The organism is Streptomyces sp. NPDC058671, assembly GCF_042716475.1.
GTDB lineage: Bacteria > Actinomycetota > Actinomycetes > Streptomycetales > Streptomycetaceae > Streptomyces.
Map to the genome: position 1 here is coordinate 1 of NZ_JBHXSA010000009.1, position 18,413 is coordinate 18,413.

Below are 18,413 nucleotides of genomic sequence, written 5' to 3' on the forward strand. Positions count from 1 at the left end.
CGCCCGGTTACATTCCGAACCCGGAAGCTAAGCCTTTCAGCGCCGATGGTACTGCAGGGGGGACCCTGTGGGAGAGTAGGACGCCGCCGAACAATTTTTAGCCTCAACCCCCGGACTCTGTCCGGGGGTTGAGGCATTTTTGCGTTCCGGCGGCGGGGGAGCCCCTGTACGCCCGGCCTTGTGGCTGAGGGTAAGGTCAGGGGGCATCGTCCGTACGTTCCCAGCAGGAGGCCCCCGGGTGGAGGTCCAGGAGACCCGTGTGCAGACCGACCGGGTCTTCACCATCCCCAACATTCTCAGCATGGCGCGCCTCCTCGGCGTGCCCCTGTTTCTGTGGCTGATTCTCCGGCCGGAGTTCGGCGGCCCCAAGAGCGACGGCTGGGCGCTCCTCGTGCTGATGCTCAGCGGCGTCAGTGACTATCTCGACGGCAAGCTGGCCCGGCGCTGGAACCAGATCAGCAAACTCGGCCGGCTGCTCGACCCCGCCGCCGACCGGCTGTACATCCTGTCCACTCTCGTGGGGCTCACCTGGCGGGAGATCCTGCCGTGGTGGCTGACGGCCGCTCTCCTGGCGCGCGAGGCCATGCTGCTGGTCATGGTGGGAATCCTCCGACGGCACGGCTACCCGCCGCCGCAGGTGAACTTCCTCGGCAAAGCTGCGACTTTCAACTTGATGTACGCGTTCCCCCTGCTGCTTCTCAGTGACGGAACGGGCTGGCTTTCGTCACTCGCTGAAGTTTTCGGATGGGCTTTCGCCGGATGGGGTACAACTCTGTATTGGTGGGCAGGGATCCTCTACGTGGTCCAGGTCCGTCGACTCGTGAAGACGGATACCGAGGCCGATTGAGCCCGTTCCCTCCGTGTCGAGCAGCGTCGCCGGCAACGACGAGGACGTCCGCGGTCCACTGAGCGGACAGGCGAAGTCGGCAGGACCGTCATCTCTTGAAGGAGGACGTTTCCGACATGAAGGCCGTTGTGATGGCCGGTGGCGAGGGAACCCGTCTTCGCCCCATGACCTCGAGCATGCCCAAGCCTCTTCTGCCGGTGGTGAACCGGCCGATCATGGAGCACGTCCTACGACTGCTCAAGAGGCACGGTCTCAACGAGACCGTCGTCACCGTGCAATTCCTGGCCTCACTCGTCCGGAACTACTTCGGCGACGGCGAGGAACTCGGGATGGAGCTCACGTATGCCAACGAGGAGAAGCCACTCGGTACAGCGGGCAGTGTGAAGAATGCCGAGGAAGCGTTGAAGGACGACGCCTTCCTCGTCATCTCCGGGGACGCGCTCACCGACTTCGACCTCACCGATCTCATCGCCTTCCACAAGGAGAAGGGCGCCCTCGTCACGGTCTGCCTCACCCGGGTGCCGAATCCGCTGGAGTTCGGCATCACGATCGTGGACGAGGAAGGCAAGGTCGAGCGCTTCCTGGAGAAGCCCACCTGGGGACAGGTCTTCTCGGACACCGTGAACACGGGCATCTACGTGATGGAGCCCGAGGTCTTCGACTACGTCCAGGCGGACGTTCCCGTCGACTGGTCGGGTGATGTCTTCCCTCAGCTCATGAAGGAGGGCAAGCCCATCTACGGCTACATCGCCGAGGGCTACTGGGAAGACGTCGGCACCCACGAGAGCTATGTGAAGGCCCAGGCGGACGTTCTGGAGGGCAAGGTCCAGGTCGACGTCGACGGCTTCGAGATCTCGCCGGGGGTCTGGGTCGCCGAAGGCGCCGAGGTACACCCCGACGCGGTGCTTCGCGGGCCGCTCTACATCGGTGACTACGCCAAGGTCGAAGCCGGCGCCGAGATCCGTGAGCACACGGTCGTCGGCTCGAACGTGGTCGTCAAGAGCGGCGCGTTCCTGCACAAGGCAGTCGTCCACGACAACGTCTACATCGGGCCGCAGAGCAATCTGCGCGGCTGTGTGATCGGGAAGAACACCGACATCATGCGGGCGGCCCGGATCGAGGACGGAGCCGTCATCGGGGACGAGTGCATGGTCGGTGAGGAATCGATCGTGCAGGGCAACGTGCGGGTCTATCCGTTCAAGACGATCGAGGCCGGCGCCTTCGTCAACACCTCGGTCATCTGGGAGTCCCGCGGGCAGGCCCACCTCTTCGGAGCCCGAGGGGTCTCCGGCATCCTCAACGTGGAGATCACGCCGGAGCTCGCCGTCCGTCTCGCGGGGGCGTACGCCACGACCCTGAAGAAGGGGGCGACCGTCACCACGGCGCGAGACCACTCCCGGGGCGCGCGAGCGCTGAAGCGAGCGGTGATCTCGGCACTTCAGGCGAGCGCCATCGACGTGCGCGACCTGGAGAACGTGCCGCTGCCGGTGGCGCGGCAGCAGACCGCGCGGGGAAGTGCCGGCGGAATCATGGTGCGGACCTCGCCGGGCGTGCCCGACTCCGTGGACATCATGTTCTTCGACGAACGGGGAGCGGACCTCTCCCAGGGCGGGCAGCGGAAGCTGGACCGGGTGTTCGCGCGGCAGGAGTACCGGCGGGCCTTCCCCGGGGAGATCGGCGACCTCTCCTTCCCGGCGAGCGTCTTCGACTCGTACACCGGCTCGCTGCTGCGGAACGTCGACACCTCCGGGATCGCGGAAGCCGGTCTCAAGGTCGTCGTGGACGCCTCCAACGGCAGTGCCGGGCTCGTGCTGCCCAGTCTGCTGGGGCGCCTCCAGGTCGACTCGCTGACCATCAACCCCGGCCTCGACGAGTCCCGGCCCACCGAGTCGGTGGAGAGCCGACGGGCCGGGCTCGTGCGACTCGGCGAGATCGTGGCCTCGGCGCGAGCGGCGTTCGGTGTGCGGTTCGACCCCGTCGGCGAACGGCTCTCGCTCGTGGACGAGCGGGGGCGGATCATCGAGGACGACCGGGCGCTCCTGGTCATGCTCGACCTGGTGGCGGCCGAGCGGCGCTCGGGGCGGGTCGCCCTGCCCGTGACCACCACACGGATCGCCGAGCAGGTCGCCGCGTACCACGGCACGCAGGTGGAGTGGACGACCACCTCGCCCGACGACCTCACCCGGGTCGGGCGCGAGGAGTCGACGATCTTCGGCGGCGACGGGCGGGGCGGTTTCATCGTGCCCGAGTTCAGCAGCGTCTTCGACGGCGCTGCCGCCTTCGTCCGCCTGATCGGTCTCGTCGCGCGGACACAGCTCACCCTGAGCCAGATCGACGCGCGGATCCCGCGGGCGCACGTCCTCAAGAAGGACATCGCCACCCCGTGGGCCGTCAAGGGCCTGGTGATGCGCCGGGTGGTGGAGGCGGCGGGGAATCGTTCCGTCGACACCACCGACGGCGTGCGGGTGGTCGAGGCCGACGGCCGGTGGGTGATGGTGCTGCCCGACCCCGCAGAGGCCGTCACCCATCTGTGGGCGGAAGGCCCGGACGACGCCTCCGCGCAGGCCCTGCTCGACGAGTGGGCCGTGGTGGTCGACGGCGCCGGCAGCTGACGTAGCAGACAGGTCTGCGGGGAGGCGCCTCCGGGTGCCTCCCCGCAGACCGGAGGGGCCATTCGGCGGTAGGTCGTGCGACGTGCGACGATGTGCGGCATGTCGCAGCAGCCCCCCGTTCGGAGCACCGGATCACCGCCGCCGCGTCCGGACGCGTCCATGTCGCTGCTGAACAACGTGATCGACCACGCGCTCGACGACGGCTACGCCGAGGCGACCGCCCGGCGCGCGGCCGAGGGCGGTGGGCTGCCCCGTAGCCTGCGGGCCAAGATCGGGGTCGCCGCGGGTCTCCTGCTCGCCGCCGCCGTGGTGACCGTGGGCGCGGCCGAGGCGCGTATCTCCGCTCCGGTCGTGGCCAAGGAACGGCAGGAGCTGATCGACCGGATCGACGCCGAGACGTCCACCGCCGACCAGCTGGAGCGGGACGTCGAGCGGATCCGCACCGAGGTCGGGGAACGCCAGCGACAGGCGCTGCAGCAGCACGGCGGCGACCAGGCCGAGCTCGTGGCGCTGCTCTCGGGCGCGACCGCGGTGCACGGCCCCGGGGTGAAGCTCGTCGTCGACGACGCCAAGGACACCGACTCCGGTGGCGGCGGGCCGCGGGAGGGCAGCGGCTTCTCCGACACGGGCCGGGTGCGCGACCGTGACATGCAGCGCGTGATCAACGGGCTGTGGGAGTCGGGCGCCGAAGCGGTCGCCGTCAACGGCCAGCGGTTGACCTCGCTGTCCGCGATCCGGGCCGCCGGCGACGCCATACTGGTCGACAACAAGCCGCTGGTGCCGCCGTACACCGTCCTCGCGATCGGGGACGGGCAGCGGTTGAGCACCGCGTTCCAGGACAGCGCCGACGGGCAGTACCTGCACGCGCTGGTGGAGAACTTCGGGATCAGGAGCGGTATCACGGCCGAGGGCGACGTACGCCTGCCGGCCGCGCCGAGCCTGACCGTACGTACCGCAGAGCCGAGGGGGGCCGGGGCCGCGACGCCCTCCGGCCGGGCCACGGCCGACACAGGGAAGGGCACATCGTGATCGCCGTACTGGGCCTGATCGTCGGAGTCGTGGTGGGACTGCTGGTCCGCCCCGAAGTTCCGGCGGTGGTCGAGCCCTATCTCCCGATCGCCGTGGTCGCCGCCCTCGACGCGGTCTTCGGCGGCCTCCGGGCCATGCTCGACGGCATCTTCGTCGACAAGGTCTTCGTGGTCTCGTTCCTCTCCAACGTGGTCGTGGCCGCGCTGATCGTCTTCCTCGGCGACAAGCTGGGCGTCGGCGCCCAGCTGTCGACCGGCGTGGTCGTCGTGCTCGGCATCCGGATCTTCTCCAACGCGGCCGCCATCCGGCGCCACGTCTTCCGGGCGTGACGCCGATGAGCGAGAACCCGCAGAACCCGCAGGATCCCCTGAACCCGCAGAACCCGCGGGATCCGCTGAACCCCCAGGATCCCCAGGACGCTCAGGGCCCGGGAAACCACGTCGGCGCTCCGGGCCCGGTCGACGTACCGAAGGTCGACGGCGTCGGGATGCCGCCGGAGGTCGAGGTGCCCCGGCCGCCCGCCGATGCCGGCCCCGGCGGTCAGGACGCCCAGGCGCCGGCGCACCCCGCCGCCCCGGTCGGCACCGACCCGAGCGGGCGTCGACGGCTGGCCTCCGCCCTGTGGCCGCTCCGGGTGACCCGGGCCCAACTCGTCGTCGCGCTCCTGCTCTTCGTCCTCGGTCTCGGCCTGGCCATCCAGGTCTCCTCGACCAGCGACAACAGCGCGCTGCGCGGGGCCCGGCAGGAGGACCTGGTGCGCATCCTCGACGAGCTCGACGACCGCACCCAGCGCCTGGAGGACGAGAAGGCCCGGCTCGAGAAGCAGCGCACGGAGCTGGAGTCCAGCTCCGACCAGGCCGAGGAGGCGCGCAGGCAGACGCAGGAGAAGGAGCGGCAGCTCGGCATCCTGGCCGGCACCGTGGCAGCCGAGGGACCGGGCATCACCCTGACCGTCGGCGATCCCACCGGGGCCGTCGAGTCGGACATGCTCCTCGACGCCATCCAGGAGCTGCGCGCCGCGGGCGCCGAGGCGATCCAGGTCAACGGCGTGCGGGTCGTCGCGGACAGTTATTTCACCGGGATCGGTGATGACATGCGGATCGATGGAACGAAGGTGGCCGCTCCGTACGTCTTCAAGGTCATCGGCAAGCCGGAGGATCTCGAGCCCGCGCTCAACATCCCCGGCGGTGTCGTGCAGACCCTGGAGAAGGAGCAGGCCACAGCCACGGTGGAGCGGTCGGCGAAGATCGTCGTCGACGCCTTGCGACCCGCGAAGCGGCCTGACTACGCTCAGTCGTCCTCCCCGTGACAGGGGGGACGAGGGGGCCCCGCGACATGGGCAAGGCGTTGCGGGGGGTCGGCGCACCACAACGGTGGTGCGTGGTGGAAACTGTCCGGAGGATACGGACGTTGTGAAGGTGTCCGGGTCGGCAGGTGTGATGGATCTCGGTTCGTCCTGCCCCACGGGCGGGTCTGTTTCGGTCAAGGGGAATCGCCCGTGAAGTTGTTTGCGAAGTTGTTCGGCAAGAGCGCACGCGAGGACGGCGGCAACGCCAGGCACCGCGCGCCGCGCCACGCCCAGAGCGAGGAGCAGGGTGCCGAGCGCCCGCTCTTCCGTGACGAGGTCGACGGCCAGGGCGGTGACATTCCGGGCGCGCAGGGCGCGTCGTCCGTTGACCCCGCCGGTGCTGGCCGCATAGGTTTCGGAGAACCATCAACCTCAAGTGCGGGTGGAGGGTTCGCCCCCGATCCGTACGCGACACAGACCTCGGCGGGGCAGCCGCGGCAGGAGGATGCGTCCATGCCGGTGTGTACGAGGTGCGGTCATCGCAACGCGGCCGACAGCCGGTTCTGCTCCCACTGCGGCACGCCGCTGCGGGGCGGGGTCGCCGCCGAGCGTCCTTCGGAGACGACGTCCACGATCTCCATCTCGGGCCTCGAGGCCTACGAGTCGGAGGTCACCGGCCAGACCCAGCTGCCCTCCCTGTCGCCCGAGGCGCTGGCGGCCGTGGAGGCACTGCCGCTGGGCTCCGCGCTGCTCGTGGTGCGCCGCGGGCCGAACTCCGGCAGCCGGTTCCTGCTGGACGGGGAGCTGACGACGGCCGGCCGCCACCCCCAGAGCGACATCTTCCTGGACGACTTCACGGTCTCCCGGCGCCATGTCGAGTTCCGGCGGGGTCAGGACGGCAGCTTCACCGTGTCCGACGTCGGCAGTCTCAACGGCACGTACGTCAACCGTGAGCCGATCGACTCGGTCGTTCTGTCCAACGGCGACGAGGTGCAGATCGGCAAGTACCGGCTGGTCTTCCACTCGAGCCAGCGGGGCGTGTGACGCGCCTCGGAGAAGCCTTCAGGGAAGGTCCATGCTGCGAACACCGACGGGCGGCGCCGAATCCGGCGCCCCCACCGCGGGCGACCGGCTGGTGAGCATCGGCACGGTGCTGAGCCAGCTACGCGACGAATTTCCCGAAGTGACCATCTCCAAGATCCGGTTCCTGGAGGCCGAGGGGCTCGTGGAGCCCCGGCGTACGGCCTCCGGGTACCGGAAGTTCAGCCCGCAGGACGTGGAGCGGCTCGCTCAGATCCTGCGGATGCAGCGGGACCACTATCTTCCGCTGAAGGTCATCCGCGAGCACCTCGACGCCCTCGCCAGGGGGGAGCAGATCCCGCTCCCGGCCCCCGGGCGCCGGCGGGACCTGGTCGAAGGGGCCTGGGAGCAGGACGCGGAGTCGCCCAGCCCCACGCGGCTCGGGCGGGCGGAGCTGCTGGCCGCCGCCGAGGTCTCCGAGGCCGAGCTCGTCGAGTGGGAGTCGTACGGTCTGATCACCCCGATGCGGGGCGGTGGATATCACGCCGAGACCGTCACCGTCGCGCGACTTGTCGCGAATCTGGGGAGATTCGGTCTGGAACCCCGGCACCTGAGGGCTGTGAAGGCGGCCGCGGACCGGGAGGCCGGGCTGATCGAACAGGTCGTCGCGCCACTGCGTCGGCACCGTAATCCGCAGACCAGAGCCCATGCGGAGACCACCGCGCAGGACCTCGCCGCGCAGTCGGTACGGCTGCACGCGGCCCTCGTGCAGACCGCCCTGGGGATCCGTCTGCAGTGAGCGGGGAGCGGCCTTGGCAGGGCCCGACTATCCAAACCGGTCGAGCACGTCCTAGGGTTGCTGTGTGAACGAGCTCGACGTTGTGGGTGTCCGGGTGGAAATGCCCTCCAACCAGCCGATCGTGCTCCTGCGTGAAGTGGGAGGCGATCGGTACCTCCCCATCTGGATCGGACCGGGTGAGGCGACCGCGATCGCCTTCGCCCAGCAGGGGATGGCCCCGCCGCGGCCGCTGACGCACGACCTGTTCAAGGACGTGCTGGAGGCCGTGGGACAGGAACTGACCGAGGTCCGCATCACGGATCTGCGGGACGGGGTCTTCTACGCCGAGCTGGTCTTCGCCAGCGGCGTGGAGGTGAGTGCGCGCCCGTCGGACGCGATAGCACTGGCCCTCCGTACCGGAACGCCGATCTTCGGCAGTGACGGTGTGCTGGACGATGCCGGCATCGCGATTCCGGACGAGCAGGAGGACGAGGTGGAGAAGTTCCGCGAGTTCCTCGACCAGATCTCACCGGAGGACTTCGGGACCAACAGCCAGTGACGCGGAGCGATGTGGCCGAGGGCCGTTCGCGGGGTGCCGTGAGGGCATTCGAGTAGCCTTTCCCCGACGAGAGATACGGGAAACCACTCTCAGGGTGATTATCACTCGGCGTGCCGAGTGTGGCGATCGTTGACGCACCCCGAGTGACTGCCTACCTTCGAGTGGGCAGGTCAAGGACGGAGGGTCGGCGTGATGAGCAGCGCGGACGGTACGGCAGGGAGCTCGCTCGGACGCGCGTCCGGGGGGAGCGGTCCGTATCCGCTTCACGGCAGGGTCGGCGACTTCGGTACGGATGCCGCCGCGGGTGGTACGGGGGCGGGCGCCGCTCCCGGAACCGGGCCCGGCGCGGCCGCCGAGACGGTCGGTTATCGCGGCCCGACGGCGTGCGCGGCGGCGGGGATCACCTACCGCCAATTGGACTACTGGGCGCGTACGGGGCTCGTGGAGCCCAGCGTACGGCCCGCGTACGGGTCGGGGACGCAACGGCTCTACAGTTTCCGGGACGTCGTCGTCCTGAAGATCGTCAAGCGGTTCCTCGACACCGGGGTGGCCCTCCAGAACATCCGGGCCGCCGTCCAGCACCTGCGGGCGCGGGGCTTCCGGGACCTGGAGCGGATGACGCTCATGAGCGACGGGGCCACGGTGTACGAGTGCTCCTCGCCGGACGAGGTCGTCGAGCTGCTCAAGGGCGGGCAGGGGGTCTTCGGGATCGCCGTGGGCGTGGTGTGGCGGGATGTCGAGTCGGCGCTCTCGCAGCTGCACGGGGAGCGCGTCGACACGGGCGAGACGCTCGTGGGGCCCAACCCGGGGGACGAACTGGCCAGGCGGCGTAGGGACAGGGCGGTCTGAGGGGCGGTCCGAGGCGTCAGGCGGTCCGCAGAGGCGTCTTCGAGGCGGTTTCGCGTGGGCCGTGCGTACCGTGCGGGTCGGGTGGCGTGGGGTGGTGCGGCGGCGTTGTCAGTGGTGTGAGGCAGCATCGGTAGCGTGAGAGCCGCGCCGACGATCCTGCATCTCGACATGGATGCCTTCTTCGCCGCCGCCGAACAGGCGGCGAAGCCCAGCCTGCGCGGAAAGCCCGTGATCGTCGGCGGTCTCGGGCCCCGAGGCGTCGTCGCCACCGCCTCGTACGAGGCGCGTCGGTTCGGCGTCCACTCGGCGATGCCCATGGGCCAGGCCCGGCGACTCGCCCCGAACGCCGCCTATCTCGTGCCGCGCTTCGCCTTCTACCGGTCGATCAGCGAGCAGGTCATGGAGCTGCTCGGACGGCTCTCGCCGCTCGTGGAGCCGCTCAGCCTCGACGAGGCCTTCGTGGACCTGGAGGCAGGGGAGCTCGCCGACGACAGCGCGAGCGCCCGCGCCGCCGGGGAGCGGCTGCGGGTCGACATCCTCGCGGCGACGGGGCTGACGGGGTCGGTGGGGCTCGCGGGGTCCAAGATGATCGCGAAGATCGCCTCGGAGGAGGCCAAGCCCGACGGGCTCGTCCTGATCCAGCCCGGGACCGAGCGCGAGCTCCTCGGGCCGCGTTCGGTCCGGATCCTGCCCGGTGTCGGGCCGGCGACGGGGGAGCACTTGCGGAGGGCCGGGATGACCACGGTGTCCGACCTCGCGGAGGCGGGGGAGGACGAACTCGTACGGCTCCTCGGGCGGGCGCACGGGGCCTCGCTGTACCGGATGGCCCTGGGGCACGACGATCGGCCCGTGGTGGCCGAGAGGGACGCCAAGTCCGTGTCGGTCGAGGACACCTTCGACGTGGACCTGCACGACCGGGTGCGGATCCGGACCGAGGTGGAGCGGCTCGCGGAGCGGTGCGTGGGGCGGCTTCGGGCCTCGGGCCACTCCGGGCGGACCATCGTGCTCAAGGTGCGGCGGTACGACTTCTCGACCCTGACCCGGTCCGAGACGCTCCGGGGGCCGACGGACGACCCGGGCGTGGTGCGGGAGGCGGCGGGGCGGCTGCTCGAGGCGGTGGACACGACGGGGGGTGTGCGGTTGCTGGGGGTCGGGGTCAGTGGGCTCGCGGACTACACGCAGGAGGATCTGTTCGCCCAGGCCGAGGCGGAGGGCCTCACCGGCGGTGAGGCCCCCGCGGTGGACGCGGCCGAGGCCTCCGCCGTGTCCGGGCCCGAGCCCGAGGCCGAGGGGGCCGTGGAGCGGCGTTGGGCGCCGGGGCACGACGTGCGGCACGCCGTGTACGGGGCGGGGTGGGTGCAGGGGAGCGGGGTCGGCCGGGTCACGGTGCGGTTCGAGGAGCCGTGGTCGGAGCCGGGTCGGGTGCGGACCTTCGCGGTGGACGATCCGGAGCTCGTGCCGGGGGAGGCGTTGCCGCTGGTGCGCGGCGAGGGATGAGGGGTGACGGCCCGGCTTGACGCGTGGGCGTGTCTCAGCGCCCCTGGGACTCGGCAGGGGCGCGGTGGGGACCGGCTACTGGCCTGCCAGGCGGCCGAAGTCCGTGTCCGGGGTGTCCGTGGGGGATGGGGGGAGCGCCATGCCGTAGTGGCGGTAGAGCTGGAGTTCCTGCTCGGGGGAGAGGTGACGGCCCACGCCGAAGTCCGGGGCGTCCTTGATCAGGGCCCGCTCGTACGGGACGTGGAGGCCGTCGTCGAGCAGGTCGCTCGGGTCCAGGGGGACGAAGGCGTCCCGGCTGAACAGGCCGGTGCGGACGGCCGCCCACTCGGGGATGCCGGTCGCGTCGTCGAGGTACACCTCGTCCACGGTTCCTATCTTGTGTCCGTCGCGGTCGAACGCCTTGCGGCCGATCAGGCTGCGCGGATCGATATCGGTCTGCACGGTCCCTCCAACTGGTCGCAACTGCACGTACCCCCTACGAAAGTGCACATGTGGGATGTCGGCCACTTGAGCGAAAGGAGCGCGAACCTCGCTGGTAGGCTGGCTGTGGCTGTCGACCCTGTGCGGGAGAGTCCCCCGGAGAAATCTTCCGGAGGGCGCCGAAGGAGCAAATCCTCCCCGGAATCTCTCAGGCCCCTGTACCGCGCGGACGAGGTCACTCTGGAAAGCAGAGCGGTGTCCGACGGCATGCGCTCTCACCGACGGTGAAAGCCGGCGTGCCGCGAGGCGTGCCGGTGAAACTCTCAGGTTGAGATGACAGAGGGGGAGGCCGTCCGGGTACCCGCGCCGTGGTGCCCCTCGCAGGTCGTGACGACCAGGAGGCCTCCGCACATGACCGTCAACCGAACTTCGCTCTCCGAACTCGAACAGGGCATTCCGTTCGAGCAGCGGCACATCGGGCCCGACGCCGAGGCGCGCGCCAAGATGCTCGCCCAGGTCGGCTACGGCTCGCTCGACGAGCTCACGGCCGCCGCGGTGCCGGACGTCATCAAGAACACCGAGGCGCTGGCCCTGCCGGCCGCGCGCACGGAGGCCGAGGTCCTCGCCGAGCTGCGGACGCTCGCCGACCGCAACCAGGTCCTCGCGCCCATGATCGGCCTCGGCTACTACGGGACCTTCACCCCGCCGGTGATCCTCCGGAACGTGATGGAGAACCCCGCCTGGTACACCGCGTACACCCCGTACCAGCCGGAGATCTCCCAGGGCCGCCTGGAGGCCCTGCTGAACTTCCAGACCGTCGTCGCCGACCTGACGGGGCTGCCCACCTCCGGCGCCTCCCTGCTCGACGAGGGCACCGCCGCCGCCGAGGCCATGGCCCTGTCCCGGCGCGTCGGCAAGGTCAAGGACGGTGTCTTCCTCATCGACGCCGACGCCCTGCCCCAGACGATCGCCGTCATCGAGACCCGCGCCGAGCCGACCGGCGTCGATGTCGTCGTCGCCGACCTCAGCGAGGGCATCCCCGCCGAGGTCGCCGAGCGCGGTGTCTTCGGTGTGCTCATCCAGTACCCCGGCGCTTCCGGTGCCGTCCGCGACATCAAGCCCCTGATCGACGCAGCCCACGAGCTCGGCGCCGTCGTGACCGTCGCCGCGGACCTGCTCGCGCTCACCCTGCTCACCTCGCCCGGCGAGCTCGGCGCGGACATCGCCGTGGGAACGACGCAGCGGTTCGGCGTGCCCATGGGCTTCGGCGGCCCCCACGCCGGCTACATGGCCGTCCAGGACAAGCACGCCCGTTCGCTGCCCGGCCGACTGGTGGGCGTGTCCGTCGACGCCGACGGCAACCGTGCGTACCGCCTGGCCCTGCAGACCCGCGAGCAGCACATCCGCCGCGAGAAGGCCACCAGCAACATCTGCACGGCCCAGGTGCTGCTCGCCGTCATGGCCGGCATGTACGCCGTCTACCACGGCCCCGAGGGCCTCAAGGGCATCGCGCGCCGCACCCACCGGTACGCCGCGATCCTCGCCGCCGGTCTGACGGCCGGTGGCGTGGAGCTCACCCAGGGCGCCTTCTTCGACACCCTCACCGCCCGTGTGCCCGGCAGGGCCGACGAGGTCGTGGCCGCCGCCCGTGAGGCCGGCGTCAACCTGTACCGCGTCGACGCCGACCACGTGTCCATGTCGTGCGACGAGACCACCGGCCGCGCGCAGCTCGCCGCCGTGTGGGGCGCCTTCGGCGTCACCGCCGACGTCGAGACCCTGGACGCCGGCATCGAGGACGCCCTGCCCGCCGGTCTGCTGCGCTCCGACGCGTACCTGACCCATCCGGTCTTCCACGCGCACCGCTCCGAGACGTCGATGCTGCGCTACCTGCGCCGGCTCGCCGACCGCGACTACGCGCTCGACCGCGGCATGATCCCGCTCGGCTCCTGCACGATGAAGCTGAACGCGACGACCGAGATGGAACCGGTCACCTGGCCCGAGTTCGGTCAGATGCACCCCTTCGCCCCGGTCGACCAGGCGCAGGGATACGTCACGCTCATCACCGAGCTGGAGGAGCGCCTCGCCGAGGTCACCGGCTACGACAAGGTGTCGATCCAGCCCAACGCCGGTTCCCAGGGCGAGCTGGCCGGGCTGCTCGCCGTCCGCGCCTACCACCGCGCCAACGGTGACCTCCAGCGCACGGTCTGCCTCATCCCGTCCTCCGCGCACGGCACCAACGCCGCCTCCGCGGTGATGGCCGGCATGAAGGTCGTCGTCGTCAAGACCGCCGACGACGGCGAGGTCGACGTCGCGGACCTGCGCGCCAAGATCGAGCAGTACCGCGACGAGCTGTCCGTGCTGATGATCACCTACCCGTCGACGCACGGCGTCTTCGAGGAGCACGTCGCCGACATCTGCGCCGAGGTGCACGACGCCGGCGGCCAGGTGTACGTCGACGGCGCCAACCTCAACGCGCTGGTCGGTCTGGCCAAGCCCGGCCACTTCGGCGGCGACGTGTCGCACCTGAACCTGCACAAGACGTTCTGCATCCCGCACGGCGGTGGCGGTCCCGGCGTCGGCCCGGTCGGTGTCCGGGCGCACCTCGCCCCGTACCTGCCGAACCACCCGCTCCAGCCCACCGGGGGCCCGGAGACCGGCGTCGGCCCGATCTCGGCCGCCCCGTGGGGATCCGCCGGCATCCTGCCGATCTCCTGGTCGTACGTGCGCCTGATGGGCGGCGAGGGCCTCAAGCGGGCCACCCAGGTCGCCGTGCTCGCCGCGAACTACATCGCCAAGCGTCTCGAGCCGCACTTCCCGGTGCTCTACACCGGCCCCGCCGGTCTGGTCGCCCACGAGTGCATCGTGGACCTGCGCCCGCTGTCCAAGGCGACGGGCGTCACGGTCGACGACATCGCCAAGCGCCTCATCGACTACGGCTTCCACGCGCCCACGATGTCGTTCCCGGTGGCCGGCACGCTGATGATCGAGCCGACCGAGTCCGAGGACCTGAGCGAACTGGACCGTTTCTGCGACACGATGATCGCGATCCGGACCGAGATCGAGAAGGTCGCCTCGGGCCAGTGGCCCGCCGACGACAACCCGCTGCGCAACGCCCCGCACACCGCTGCCGCCCTGGGCGGAGAGTGGAACCACGCGTACACGCGGGACGAGGCGGTCTTCCCGGCCGGGGTCTCGCCCGCCGACAAGTACTGGCCGCCGGTGCGCCGCATCGACGGTGCCTTCGGTGACCGGAACCTGGTCTGCTCGTGCCCGCCGCTCGACGAGTACAACCACTAGGCACCGGGCATGACGTGAGGGCCGGTTCGGAGTTTCTCTCCGGGCCGGCCCTCGGCGTTCTCCTCGGTGTCGCTCGCACGGGTCGTCCGTACGGGTCGCTCCTCCGGGTTGTTCGTACGGTGTCGGTGCCGCCGCTTCAGGCGGCGGTCGTCACCCGTCCCGCCGTCAGCGGCCGGTGCGGCGCGATGATCTGCCCGTCCGGCAGCAGTTCACCGGTGTCCTCGAAGAGCAGGACTCCGTTGCACAGCAGGCTCCAGCCCTGCTCCGGGTGGTGTGCCGTCAGTCGGGCCGCCTCCCGGTCGGCGGAGTCGGCGGTGGGACAGGCAGGCTGGTGCTGGCACATGGGTGGGTTCTTTCGCTGCGTCGTGATGGATGTCCTGCGGCTCTTCGCGCTCATCGCCGCCCCCGTCGGTCGGTTCGGTTCCGGTCCCAGTCTTGCCCCCTGGACGGCCTTCCGCAGGTATTTCACGTCAGCTCGTCCTCTTCAGGGAAGACGCATCACCCGCAGGGGCGGTTCAGGTCAACGGCACGGTCTCTTCGGGTGGTTCTGGATGGCCCGAGCGGGCTAGTCCGTCCGGGCGGGAGTGTTCGGAGAAGCGTTCGGGCAGGGTGCTCGGACGGCAGTGCGCCCCGTGACCCGACCGGGTCACGGGGCGGCGGTGCGCGTGCGACGGATCAGGCGGGCGCCGGCGAACCCATGAGGGGCGGCGGCGCGAGACGCGTACTGAGCACGGGCAGGAGGTCGGCGACCTGGTAGGCGCGGTGGGCCGCGATCCCCGGCGGTGCGGGCGCGAGCGGCACCATCAGATCGGCCGCGGCCGGGGCGGCGACGGCCCCGTCCGCCTCCGGATCGGCGTGCAGCCACAGCGTCTGCATGTAGAGCTCCGGTACCGAGAGCAGCCGCGGCTGGTACGCGACGGGCAGTGCCTCGGCCTGGAGCAGCGCTCGCTCGGTGGCGGTGACGTACGGCCCTTCGAAGAAGTGCGAGAAGGACCAGCCGTCGGGGGTGAGCATGGTGTCCGCGGCGGCGATCGCCCGGCCCCCGCTCCTGATCAGGAAACGCCATCCGGCGAGCCGGATGCGGGGTGCCTGCCCCGGTGCTCCGGTCACGTCCAGGACGTGGACGGGCAGGGGGAGTTCGGGGCTCAGCGGTCCCTGCGCTGCCCGCAGGGCGGGAGTGCGTGCCTCGTGGACGGCCGTCGGGGAGCCGAGGGCCGCGAGGACACTGCGGAGGGCCGGCGCAGGGGCCGGGGAGGGTCGGAGCATGGTGGGTCGCCTCTCGCTCAGGAGACACGGTGACGCGTGGGCAGGTACGACGGCGCTGTCGACGGCGGGGCCGGAGGAGGCCATGAGGCCGTGGCCCGGGCGCCAACACTCTGCCTCGTCCGCGGAGTTTATACGACACGTGTTCACAGAGTGTTTCCGCTAGACGTCGCCGATATTCCTGGCAAGGCGTCATCAGGTCGTAAAACGCGGGCCGCGGAAGCGGAATCCCGGAGGGGTGCCGTCCTCACCTGCGTATTCCTCGCGGAGGGGGACGGCTGAATTTCGTCCCGGAGTTCCAAGAAGATAGGACATTGGTATATGTCGATCGCCCTGTGCCCTCGGGATGTGCCGTTGGAGTGCCGCATCCAGCCTATCGTCCGACAGCCTTCTTCCGCAGGCGTTGTGGATCAGCGGGTTGGGCATCATCGTCCGTGACACGCGGCCGCGATGGCGGCCGGCCACTCGGGGAGGGACGCTTCGATGGGGGAGAAGGTCGTGGCCGACGGGTTCGGCCCGTCCGACCGGCAGCAGTACCGGAGAAAGCTCCAGCAGTGTCTCGCGGGGCTGGCGAGGCTGTTGGCGGAGAAGCGGTTCGACCGTCCCCGCAATCTCATGGGCGTGGAGATCGAACTCAATCTCGCGGGTGCGGACGGACTGCCCCGCATGCTGAACGGGCCGGTTCTCGAAAAGATCGCGAGCCCCGATTTCCAGACGGAACTCGGAATGTTCAACCTCGAAGTGAACATCGCGCCCCACCAGCTCGGTGGCCGCGTTTTCGACCGGCTCGCGGAAGAGATCGGAACCGGCATCGGATATGCCGACCGCAAGGCCGCGGAACTGGACGCCGGTGTCATCATGATCGGCATACTTCCCACGCTCACCCAGGACGACCTGGTCTTCGAGAACCTCTCGGTCGCCGACCGCTACACCCTGCTCAACAACCAGATCCTGGCGGCCCGCGGCGAGGACTTCACCCTCGACATCCACGGCGTCGAACGGCTCCTCTGCACCTCGGAGTCGATCGTGCCCGAGGCGGCCTGCACCTCGGTCCAGCTCCACCTCCAGGTGACGCCGGCCCGGTTCGCCGCCGTGTGGAACGCGTCGCAGGCGGTGGCGGGCGTCCAGATCGCGCTGGGCGCCAACGCGCCCTTCGTCTTCGGCCGCGAACTGTGGCGCGAGTCGCGCCCGCCGCTGTTCCAGCAGGCCACCGACACCCGCCCACCCGAGCTGCAGTCACAGGGCGTCCGGCCGCGCACCTGGTTCGGGGAGCGCTGGGTGGACTCGGTGTACGACCTCTTCGAGGAGAACCTCCGCTACTTCCCCGCGCTGCTGCCCCTCGTCGACGACGAGGACCCGCTCCTCGTCCTCGACGGGGGCGGGGTGCCGCGCCTCCAGGAACTCGTCCTCCACAACGGCACGGTCTACCGCTGGAACCGGCCCGTGTACGGCTTGGTCGACGGGGTCCCGCACCTGCGCGTCGAGAACCGGGTGCTGCCCGCAGGGCCGACCGTCACCGACGTCATCGCGAACGCGGCGTTCTACTACGGGCTCGTCCGCTCGCTCGCGGACGACCCCAGGCCGGTGTGGAAGCGGTTGGCCTTCGAGGACGCGGAGGCCAACTTCGACACGGCCTGCCGCCATGGCATCGAGGCGGAGCTGCGCTGGCCCCGCTCGGGCCGCACGGGCGGCATCGCGACCGTGCCCGCGGTACGGCTCGTCCTCGACGAGCTGCTGCCGGCCGCCGCGGCCGGGCTCGACGCCTGGCACATCGAGCCCGCCGACCGGGACTTCTATCTCGGGGTGATCGAACAGCGCTGTCTGCGGCGGGTGAACGGGGCCTCCTGGCAGGCCGACACCTTTCACCGGGCCTCGGCGTCGGGCCTCGACCGCGAGGCGGCGTTAGCGGCGACGACCCGTCGCTACCGGACTCTCATGCTCGGGGGCGAACCGGTGCACACCTGGCCGGTGGGCATCGACTGAGCCGGGGGTGCGGGCGGCGCGGCGGCTGATCATGACAAAGTGGTCGGGGCCGCCCGAACGGCGACGGCCGTCCGTGAGCGGGAAGTGGAGACAGGTGTGGTGTCGGAGCAAGGAGTCAGTGATGCCGCCCTGCCCCCTGAAGGACTGACCCCTCGGCTGCTGCGCTCCGAGACGCTCATCGTCCTCGCGCTGTCGCTCGGGGCGAGCGCGGTGTCGTCCCTCATCAGTTTCATCGGTTCGCTGACCAAGTCGGGGGCGCTGAAGGAACAGGCGGCCACGCTCAACGGCTCGTACGCCCTGGGGCGGCCGTGGCTCGACCTGTCCTGGCAGCTGTTCGGCATCGCCACGGCCCTCGTGCCGGTCGTGCTCGTCGCCCATCTGCTGCTGCGCGAGGGTGCCGGGCTCCGGGCCGTCGGCTTCGACCGGACCCGGCCGTGGTTCGATCTGGGGCGCGGGACGCTGGTCGCGGCGGGCATCGGGAGCGCGGGGCTCGCCTTCTACCTGGTGATGCGGGCGACCGGGTTCAACCTGACCGTCGTCCCCGAGTCGCTGCCCGAGGTGTGGTGGAAGTACCCGGTACTGATCCTCTCCGCGATCCAGAACTCCGTCCTGGAGGAGGTCGTCGTCGTCGGGTATCTGCTGCGCAGGCTCGGTCAGTTGGGGTGGACGCCGATGGCGGCCCTGGTGGCGAGTTCGGTGCTGCGGGGCTCGTACCACCTGTACCAGGGGATCGGCGGCTTCCTCGGCAACGTGGTGATGGGTGTGGTCTTCGTCCTGCTGTACCGGCGCTGGGGGCGGATCGGGCCCCTGGTCGTGGCGCACGCGCTGCTCGACATCGTGGCCTTCGTCGGGTACGGGCTGCTCGCGGGCAAGGTGGGGTGGCTGCCCACGGTGTGAGGTCGGCTCGGGGGGCCGGGGCGTACGGGTGATCCGTACGCCCCTTCGCCTGTGCGGGTGCGGGTGGGGGCAGT

Annotated in this window: 16 protein-coding genes, 1 rRNA gene and 1 riboswitch; of the genes, 14 read left to right on the top strand and 3 right to left on the bottom strand. The window is 70.4% G+C overall.

Annotated features, from left to right (window positions below; translation table 11 throughout):
* The 11 genes from rrf to ACFWV2_RS13340 form a co-directional block, all read left to right on the top strand.
* A 5S ribosomal RNA gene (gene rrf, locus ACFWV2_RS13290) occupies nucleotides 1-92 on the top strand; the annotation flags it as partial.
* 146 nt (nucleotides 93-238) lie between these two features.
* The gene (locus tag ACFWV2_RS13295; protein ID WP_360791677.1) at nucleotides 239-847 is read left to right on the top strand and encodes a CDP-alcohol phosphatidyltransferase family protein; all 609 of its coding nucleotides are present in this window, start codon (nucleotides 239-241) and stop codon (nucleotides 845-847) included.
* Between the two features lie 116 nt (nucleotides 848-963).
* Nucleotides 964-3,459, top strand: coding sequence for a mannose-1-phosphate guanyltransferase (locus tag ACFWV2_RS13300; RefSeq protein WP_360791674.1), 2,496 nt, complete (start codon nucleotides 964-966; stop codon nucleotides 3,457-3,459).
* A gap of 90 nt (nucleotides 3,460-3,549) precedes the next feature.
* On the top strand, nucleotides 3,550-4,488 hold the full coding sequence (locus ACFWV2_RS13305) for a DUF881 domain-containing protein (RefSeq protein ID WP_384405328.1): 939 nt from the start codon (nucleotides 3,550-3,552) through the stop codon (nucleotides 4,486-4,488).
* A complete protein-coding gene (locus ACFWV2_RS13310; RefSeq protein ID WP_015032176.1) occupies nucleotides 4,485-4,817 on the top strand; it encodes a small basic family protein in 333 nt (110 codons plus the stop codon). The genes ACFWV2_RS13305 and ACFWV2_RS13310 overlap by 4 nt, the downstream gene beginning before the upstream one ends.
* Complete coding sequence (locus tag ACFWV2_RS13315) at nucleotides 4,814-5,797, top strand: DUF881 domain-containing protein (RefSeq protein ID WP_384405110.1); 984 nt, start codon at nucleotides 4,814-4,816, stop codon at nucleotides 5,795-5,797. Before ACFWV2_RS13310 ends, ACFWV2_RS13315 begins: the two co-directional genes overlap by 4 nt.
* 81 nt (nucleotides 5,798-5,878) lie before the next feature.
* Nucleotides 5,879-6,820 (top strand): FHA domain-containing protein, encoded by a 942-nt coding sequence (locus tag ACFWV2_RS13320; RefSeq protein ID WP_384405329.1) that lies wholly within the window; start codon nucleotides 5,879-5,881, stop codon nucleotides 6,818-6,820.
* A 31-nt stretch (nucleotides 6,821-6,851) separates the two neighbouring features.
* Nucleotides 6,852-7,595: a MerR family transcriptional regulator gene (locus ACFWV2_RS13325; RefSeq protein WP_384405111.1), complete on the top strand. Its 744-nt coding sequence runs from the start codon at nucleotides 6,852-6,854 to the stop codon at nucleotides 7,593-7,595.
* A 64-nt stretch (nucleotides 7,596-7,659) separates the two neighbouring features.
* Nucleotides 7,660-8,133 carry a bifunctional nuclease family protein gene (locus ACFWV2_RS13330; protein ID WP_017238433.1) on the top strand — a complete coding sequence of 158 codons (474 nt, stop codon included), beginning with the start codon at nucleotides 7,660-7,662 and terminating at the stop codon, nucleotides 8,131-8,133.
* Nucleotides 8,134-8,325: 192 nt separating this feature from the next.
* Nucleotides 8,326-8,982, top strand: a complete 657-nt coding sequence (locus ACFWV2_RS13335) for a MerR family transcriptional regulator (RefSeq protein ID WP_384405112.1) — start codon at nucleotides 8,326-8,328, stop codon at nucleotides 8,980-8,982.
* 135 nt (nucleotides 8,983-9,117) lie between these two features.
* Nucleotides 9,118-10,479 (top strand): DNA polymerase IV, encoded by a 1,362-nt coding sequence (locus ACFWV2_RS13340; RefSeq protein WP_384405113.1) that lies wholly within the window; start codon nucleotides 9,118-9,120, stop codon nucleotides 10,477-10,479.
* Between the two features lie 75 nt (nucleotides 10,480-10,554).
* On the opposite strand, the gene ACFWV2_RS13345 is transcribed toward ACFWV2_RS13340, so the two are convergent.
* Complete coding sequence (locus ACFWV2_RS13345; protein WP_384405114.1) at nucleotides 10,555-10,920, bottom strand: PRC-barrel domain-containing protein; 366 nt, start codon at nucleotides 10,918-10,920, stop codon at nucleotides 10,555-10,557.
* A 113-nt stretch (nucleotides 10,921-11,033) separates the two neighbouring features.
* A riboswitch (glycine riboswitch) is annotated at nucleotides 11,034-11,133 on the top strand.
* Nucleotides 11,134-11,310: 177 nt separating this feature from the next.
* On the opposite strand from ACFWV2_RS13345, the gene gcvP reads away from it, so the two are divergent.
* Nucleotides 11,311-14,196, top strand: coding sequence for an aminomethyl-transferring glycine dehydrogenase (gcvP, locus tag ACFWV2_RS13350; protein ID WP_384405115.1), 2,886 nt, complete (start codon nucleotides 11,311-11,313; stop codon nucleotides 14,194-14,196).
* 136 nt (nucleotides 14,197-14,332) lie between these two features.
* Here the strand turns inward: gcvP and ACFWV2_RS13355 are convergent, their stop codons facing one another.
* Together ACFWV2_RS13355 and ACFWV2_RS13360 are read right to left on the bottom strand one after the other, a co-directional pair.
* Complete coding sequence (locus tag ACFWV2_RS13355; protein ID WP_053648929.1) at nucleotides 14,333-14,539, bottom strand: DUF5999 family protein; 207 nt, start codon at nucleotides 14,537-14,539, stop codon at nucleotides 14,333-14,335.
* A gap of 332 nt (nucleotides 14,540-14,871) precedes the next feature.
* Nucleotides 14,872-15,462 carry a hypothetical protein gene (locus ACFWV2_RS13360; protein WP_360791648.1) on the bottom strand — a complete coding sequence of 197 codons (591 nt, stop codon included), beginning with the start codon at nucleotides 15,460-15,462 and terminating at the stop codon, nucleotides 14,872-14,874.
* 480 nt (nucleotides 15,463-15,942) lie between these two features.
* Here ACFWV2_RS13360 and ACFWV2_RS13365 point away from each other — a divergent pair, with 480 nt between their 5' ends.
* Both ACFWV2_RS13365 and ACFWV2_RS13370 read left to right on the top strand, forming a co-directional pair.
* Nucleotides 15,943-17,442: a glutamate--cysteine ligase gene (locus ACFWV2_RS13365; protein WP_384405116.1), complete on the top strand. Its 1,500-nt coding sequence runs from the start codon at nucleotides 15,943-15,945 to the stop codon at nucleotides 17,440-17,442.
* A 99-nt stretch (nucleotides 17,443-17,541) separates the two neighbouring features.
* Nucleotides 17,542-18,339 (top strand): CPBP family intramembrane glutamic endopeptidase, encoded by a 798-nt coding sequence (locus tag ACFWV2_RS13370; protein WP_384405117.1) that lies wholly within the window; start codon nucleotides 17,542-17,544, stop codon nucleotides 18,337-18,339.
* Nucleotides 18,340-18,413 lie beyond the last annotated feature (74 nt).